General features: G+C 66.7%; 5 protein-coding genes. 4 read left to right on the top strand and 1 reads right to left on the bottom strand.

Annotated elements, in window-relative coordinates; genetic code table 11:
• The 4 genes from AAGI46_15260 to lpxD form a co-directional block, all read left to right on the top strand.
• A partial coding sequence (locus tag AAGI46_15260; protein MEM1013565.1) for a nucleotide disphospho-sugar-binding domain-containing protein occupies positions 1–607 on the top strand: 607 nt, incomplete at its 5' end.
• Positions 608–667: 60 nt separating this feature from the next.
• Entirely contained in the window at positions 668–3172 is a 2505-nt protein-coding gene (gene bamA, locus AAGI46_15255; protein MEM1013564.1) for an outer membrane protein assembly factor BamA, read from the top strand.
• Positions 3169–3849 carry an OmpH family outer membrane protein gene (locus tag AAGI46_15250; GenBank protein MEM1013563.1) on the top strand — a complete coding sequence of 227 codons (681 nt, stop codon included), beginning with the start codon at positions 3169–3171 and terminating at the stop codon, positions 3847–3849. The genes bamA and AAGI46_15250 overlap by 4 nt, the downstream gene beginning before the upstream one ends.
• A gap of 19 nt (positions 3850–3868) precedes the next feature.
• On the top strand, positions 3869–4888 hold the full coding sequence (lpxD, locus tag AAGI46_15245; GenBank protein ID MEM1013562.1) for a UDP-3-O-(3-hydroxymyristoyl)glucosamine N-acyltransferase: 1020 nt from the start codon (positions 3869–3871) through the stop codon (positions 4886–4888).
• A gap of 39 nt (positions 4889–4927) precedes the next feature.
• Here the strand turns inward: lpxD and AAGI46_15240 are convergent.
• Positions 4928–5705 (bottom strand): hypothetical protein (locus AAGI46_15240; protein MEM1013561.1); only part of this gene is annotated, 778 nt, incomplete at its 5' end.

Genomic DNA, 5705 nt, shown 5'->3' with positions numbered 1-5705 from the left:
TCCGCTCTATGACGAGCGCGACACGCAACAACTGCCGGCCGACCTCGCTGCGTTCCTCGACGAGGGCGACCCGCCGATCGCCTTCACGCCCGGCAGCGCGATGTTCTTCGGCGAGGCGTTTTTCAAGGCCGCGGTCGAGGCTTGCCAGCGCCTGGGGCGACGCGGCTTGCTTCTCACGCGGCACGCCGATCACTTGCCGAGTGACCTGCCGACCGGCGTGCGACACGTCGCGTTCGCTCCATTTTCTGGGCTTCTGCCACGCTGTGCGGCCGTCGTTCACCACGGCGGCATCGGGACGCTCTCGCAGGGCTTCGCGGCCGGGATTCCACAGATCGTCATGCCGATGGCTCACGATCAGCCCGACAACGCCCGACGGCTGATCGATCTCGGCGTCGGCGGGGCGATCGTGCCAAAGCGCTTCAAGCCGGGACGACTCGCGACCTTGCTGAAACGCCTGCTCAACGACCCGGCCGTCGCGGATCGCTGCCGGTCACTCGCCACGAAAGTCACTGCCCACGACGGCCTTGCCAGAGCCGCGGACGAGGTGGAGGCGACCGTGTCCTCCGCGGGTGTTGCGACTGACGGGCTGGAAGCTACGCTCGGCTGAGCCCACGCCGAAGGCCACCTGTGCCACGCCGGCATCGACGTCGTCACGGAGGACATCCGCTTGCCTCGGCTTGGCCAATCCATCAACACGAAACGGTTCCTGACCCTCTTCGTGGTCGGTGCATGCCTGCTGGTGGCACCCATTGCCTTCGGGCAGGACGGTGAGCCCGTTCAAGCCAATCAGGCCGATCAAGCCGAAGACGCACCGTCTGCCGAGCCCAGCGTCGTGACCCCGCGAGCCGGCCTGCCCGTCGTCCAGGTCCGCGTCGTCGGGAACGAGCGCGTCGGCGATCGTCGCGTCCTGAATGCGGTCCGCACATCGGCCGGTGATCCGTTCGACGCGTTCCAGGTCGAGGCCGACGTCCGCCGGATCTTCGCGCTCAACCGCTTCAGTCGCGTCGAGGCGCGGTACGTCGTGCTCGGCGAAGGCGACGACGCGACCGTCGAGGTCGTCTTCGAAGTCGAAGAGCTCACTCCTGCCGGGGAGTTGCGGTTCATCAACAATCGCCGACTCAGCGACGAACGACTCCGGCGGATCGTCGAACTCGAGTCGGGCTATCGGCCCGGTGAGCGCGGCGACGAGACGCTCCTCGCCCTGGCCGCCGATGCCGTGGAGCAGGCGTATCGCCAGCGCAACTACGCCCTGGCCACCGTATCGGTCCGGCGTGACGAGGAGACGGACGCGATCATCTTCGACGTCACCGAGGGGCCGTTTGTGGCGGTGGTGAACATCGACTTCATCGGTGCAACGAGTTTCACCGAGCGGCAGCTCAAGCGTCAGGTCGGCACGAGCATTCGCGGACCCTTCGGACTCTTCGGCTTCGAAGGCATCGTCGACCAGCGTCAACTCGACGCGGACGTGGCGTCGCTGCAGCGCTTCTACCGGGCGGACAAAGGCTTCTTCGACGCCCGCATCGGCCGCCGCCTGGTCTGGTCGCCGGCTCGCGACAAGGTGAAGGTCGAGTTCCTGGTCGACGAAGGTCGTCGTTATCAGGTCGGCAGCATCAAGTTCGATGGGCTCGAAGACGCTGACGAGGCGGAGCTTCGCAAGGCCGTGGAGGACGCTGGCGTCGTCATCGGTGCTCCATACGACCGCGACGACGTCCGGGTGGCCGTTGGCAACATCGTCCGGGCGTACGTGCCGCTGTCACGCGTCTACTCGCGGCCGCCGCCAGGCATTCGGGTCGATCCGGATCACCTGGACATCAGCCCGATCACCGACTTTCGCCTCGAGCCCGGCATCGTCGATCTGACGTTCGCCATCTCCGAGGGCGAACCGTTCAAGCTCGGGAACATTCGCATTCGCGGCAACGACAAGACGCAGGACAAGGTCATCCTGCGGCAGTTCGATCTCGCGCCAGGCGACCCCTACGACAGCGAGGCCGTGACCCGCGGCGAACAACGACTCCGGGGTCGCGACTTCTTCCAGACCGTCCGCGTCACGCCCATCCCACCGCCGCCCGGCTTCGATCCGATTGACGGCGAGCCCGAGCGCGACCTGCTGATCGAGGTGACCGAAAAGAGCACCGCGCTCATCAGCTTCGGCGGGGCGATCAACTCCAATGGCGGCGTTTTCGGCAACATCACCTACACGCAGCGGAACTTCGACATTTTCGACTTTCCCGAGTCCGCCGGGGACATCTTCGGCGACGCGTTCCAGGGTGCCGGCCAGACCTTCCGGGCAGAATTGCAGCCGGGAACGGTCCAGACCAACGCGACGCTCAGCTTCTTCGAGCCACGCCTGTACGACCAGAACCTGGGTCTCGGGTTGCAGGGCTTCTACCGCACGATCCTCCGCCGCGAGTATCGCGACACGCGCGGCGGCGGAAATGTTCGATTCGTTCCACGCGTCGGCCGAAAGCTGGGCGTGACCATCGGGCTTCGCGGCGAGGACGTGCGGATCTTCGACGTCGATGATCCGCTGGAAGACCGTGCGCCCGAGATCGTCGCCGGCCGAGGGAACACGACGCTGACTAGCACGAGTCTTCGTGTCAGTTGGACCGACATCGACCGCCCGATCACGCCCACTCGCGGCTATTCGGTCGACGCTGGCGTTGAGGCGTTCGGCACGTTCGGCGGGCCCTCGTTCCAGCGAGCGACGGCCGGGGCGAATCTGTTCGTCCCGCTCTTCACCGACGCGCGCGAGCGGACCGTGGTGTTCGAGATGCGTGGCGATGCGGGCGCGATCTTCGACGACGCCCCGTTCTTCGAGCGCTTCTACGCCGGCGGCATCGGCAGCGTCCGCGGCTTCCGGTTCCGCGGCATCAGCCCACGCGACGGCAACGCCAACGACGCCATCGGCGGCGACTACTCGCTGACAGGCTCGGCGGCGGTCGGCTTCCCGCTCTACGACGAGACGCTGCGTGGCGTCTTCTTCACCGACTTCGGCAGCGTCGATTCCGACGCACGCCTCACTACCATGCGGGTCTCTGCGGGCTTCGGCTTCCGCATCCAGCTCGGAGCGTTGCAGAACGTTCCCCTCGCGTTCGACTTCGCCTGGCCTCTCAACCGGCGGCCCGAAGACGATCTGCAGGTTTTCAGCTTCTCCCTCGGCATCTTCCAATGACCTCCTCCAACGCCACCACCACCGTCTCAGCCCGCCGCCTCCCGGCACTCGTCGGCCTGACCACCGCCGCCGCCGCACTGTTCGCCGCAGGCTGCTTCTTCGTCGGCACCCAACAACCCGTCCAGGCGGAACTCGCTGCACAGCAGCCCACGCAGGGTGGTGTCGGCGTGCTCGACTTCGAGAAGCTGCAGGATCAGAGCGCTTACTTCGGCTCGCTCCGCACCGAACTCGAAGAGCTCGCGCAGAGCCTCGACGGCGAACTTCGCGCCGAAGCCGCGCGGATTCAGGAAGAAGCCCGTCAGGCCCAGGAAAACCTCGCTCCCGGCAGCGATCAGCTCCTGGCCAAGCAGCGCGAGCTCGGCGAGCGTCAGGCCCTGCTGCAGTTCCGCCAGCAGCTCGCCCAGCGGCAGTCGCTCGACGCCGTGAAGGAAAAGAACCTCGAGTTCTTCGAGCAGGTCGAGATCGCCGCCCGGAAGGTCGCCAGCGAGCGTGGCCTGGCCGTCATCCTGCGGAAGAACATGCGTCCGATGCCCGCCAACGACGAGGACGCCGCACGCCTCGAGGCAGCTGACCTGGAGCAGCGCATCCGCGGGCAGTACCTCGTGTACGTCAACGCCGGTGCCGACGTGACGGACGAGGTCGTGCAGGCGCTCGACATGGCCAACGAGGGTCAGTGAGATTTCGGCGTTCGATTCGATGATCCCGCTCGCCGACATCGCGCAGCATCTGGAAGTCGCCCGCGAAGACCTACCGACGCTGGAGGTCACCGGTGTCAACACGCTCGAAGACGCCGGGCCGAGTGAGCTGAGCTACCTCGCCGAGGAGCGATATGTCGCCCAGGCCAAGTCGACCAAGGCCGGCGTGCTGCTGGTGAGCGCGTCGCTGGCCGACGTCGAGCATTCGGCGGGCTTCGCGATCGTCGTCGACGACGCAGGACACGCGGCCGATCGCGTGCTCGACCTGTTCCACACGCCGCCGTCTGCTCCGGCAGCCGGCGTCCATCCGTCAGCCGTGGTCGACGACTCGGCAGAGCTGGCCGAGGGCGTGGCGATCGGGCCGGGTTGCGTCGTCGGTGCCCGCACACGGCTCGGCCGGGGCACTGTTCTGCACGCGAACGTCACGGTCGGCTCGGACGTTGCGATTGGCGAAAACTGCCGGCTCTTTCCCGGTGTCGTGCTATACGACCGCGTCATGCTCGCCGATCGCGTCGTCCTGCACGCCAACGTCGCCATCGGCTGCGACGGCTTCGGCTACCGATTCGACGGCCAGGCCCACCGCAAGATCGCCCACGTCGGAACCGTCGTCATCGAAGACGACGTCGAAATCGGTGCGTCGACCACCATCGATCGCGGCAAGTTCGCCGAGACCCGCATCGGGGCCGGCACGAAGATCGACAACCTCGTTCAGGTCGCCCACAACGTCCGCATCGGTAAGGCCTGCATTCTCTGCGCCAACGTCGGCGTCGCGGGCAGCACGGTCCTGGGCAACGGCGTCGTCCTGGCCGGCGGGGCGGGCGTCCGCGACCACGTCACCCTCGGCGACGGCGTCACCGTCGCAGCGTTCAGCGCCGTGCCGAACGATGTAAAGGCGGGTGAGACCGTCGTCGGAGCCCCGGCGGTGCCGCAGCGCGACTTCCTTCGCGAGCAGGGCGCGCTCCGCAAGCTGCCCGACATGATGAAGCAGGTCCGCGGGGTGTTGAAGGGTTTTAAGAAGTAGCTTCCGTCCGACAGCGGCACTGAAGTGCCGCAGCCTCGCTTAGAGCTTGGCCTCGAGGCGTTCCTTGACGAGCTTGGGGTTCAGGCCCTTGCCGCGTTTCATGACGTTGCCGACGAGCGCACCGAAGGCGGCTTTCTTGCCGTCGCGGTATTGCTGAAGGGGTTTCGGGTTTTCGGCGAGCATGGCGTCGATTGCCTCGTCGATGGCACCGGTGTCGGTGGACTGGATGAGCCCGAGCGACTCGGCCGCGGTTTCGGCGGGTTGATCCTTCTCCATCAGCGACTCCAGCACACGCCGGCCCGTCTCCTTGCTCGCCTGAATCTTGTTCTCCTGCACGAGCTTCGCCACCTCGGCCACGCGACTCGCCGGCAGGGCGACCGCCTCGAACGACTCGTTCTTCTCATTGGCGACCTCGCGCAGCGTCTCCACCAGCGCCGCCGCCCGCTTCGGCTCGGCACCGGCTTCCACCGCGCCGTCGAACAAATCGCCGATCGGCTTGTGCTGACTGAGGTCCGCCGCCACCTGATCGTTAAGCCCCAACGCTTCGCGATATCGTTTGAGCCGAGCCGCCGGCAGCTCGCCGATGCGTCCCTTCAGCTCTGTCAGCCAACCCTCGTCGACGTCGACCGGCATGAGGTCAGGATCGGGGAAGTACCGGTAGTCGTGGGCCTCTTCTTTCTCGCGCTGCAGGACGGTCTGCTGCTTCGCGTCGTCCCAGCCGTACGTGGCCTTTTTGCCCAGGTCGCCGGTCTCTTCCCAGACGCGCACCTGCCGCTTGACCTCGTAGGCGACGCTCTTCTCGACCACGCTGAACGAG

It is taken from the genome of Planctomycetota bacterium (genome assembly GCA_038746835.1).
Classification (GTDB): Bacteria; Planctomycetota; Phycisphaerae; order Tepidisphaerales; family Tepidisphaeraceae; genus JBCDKH01.
The sequence above is the reverse complement of the archived record's forward strand: the minus strand, read 5'-3'. Positions and strand labels throughout refer to the sequence as shown.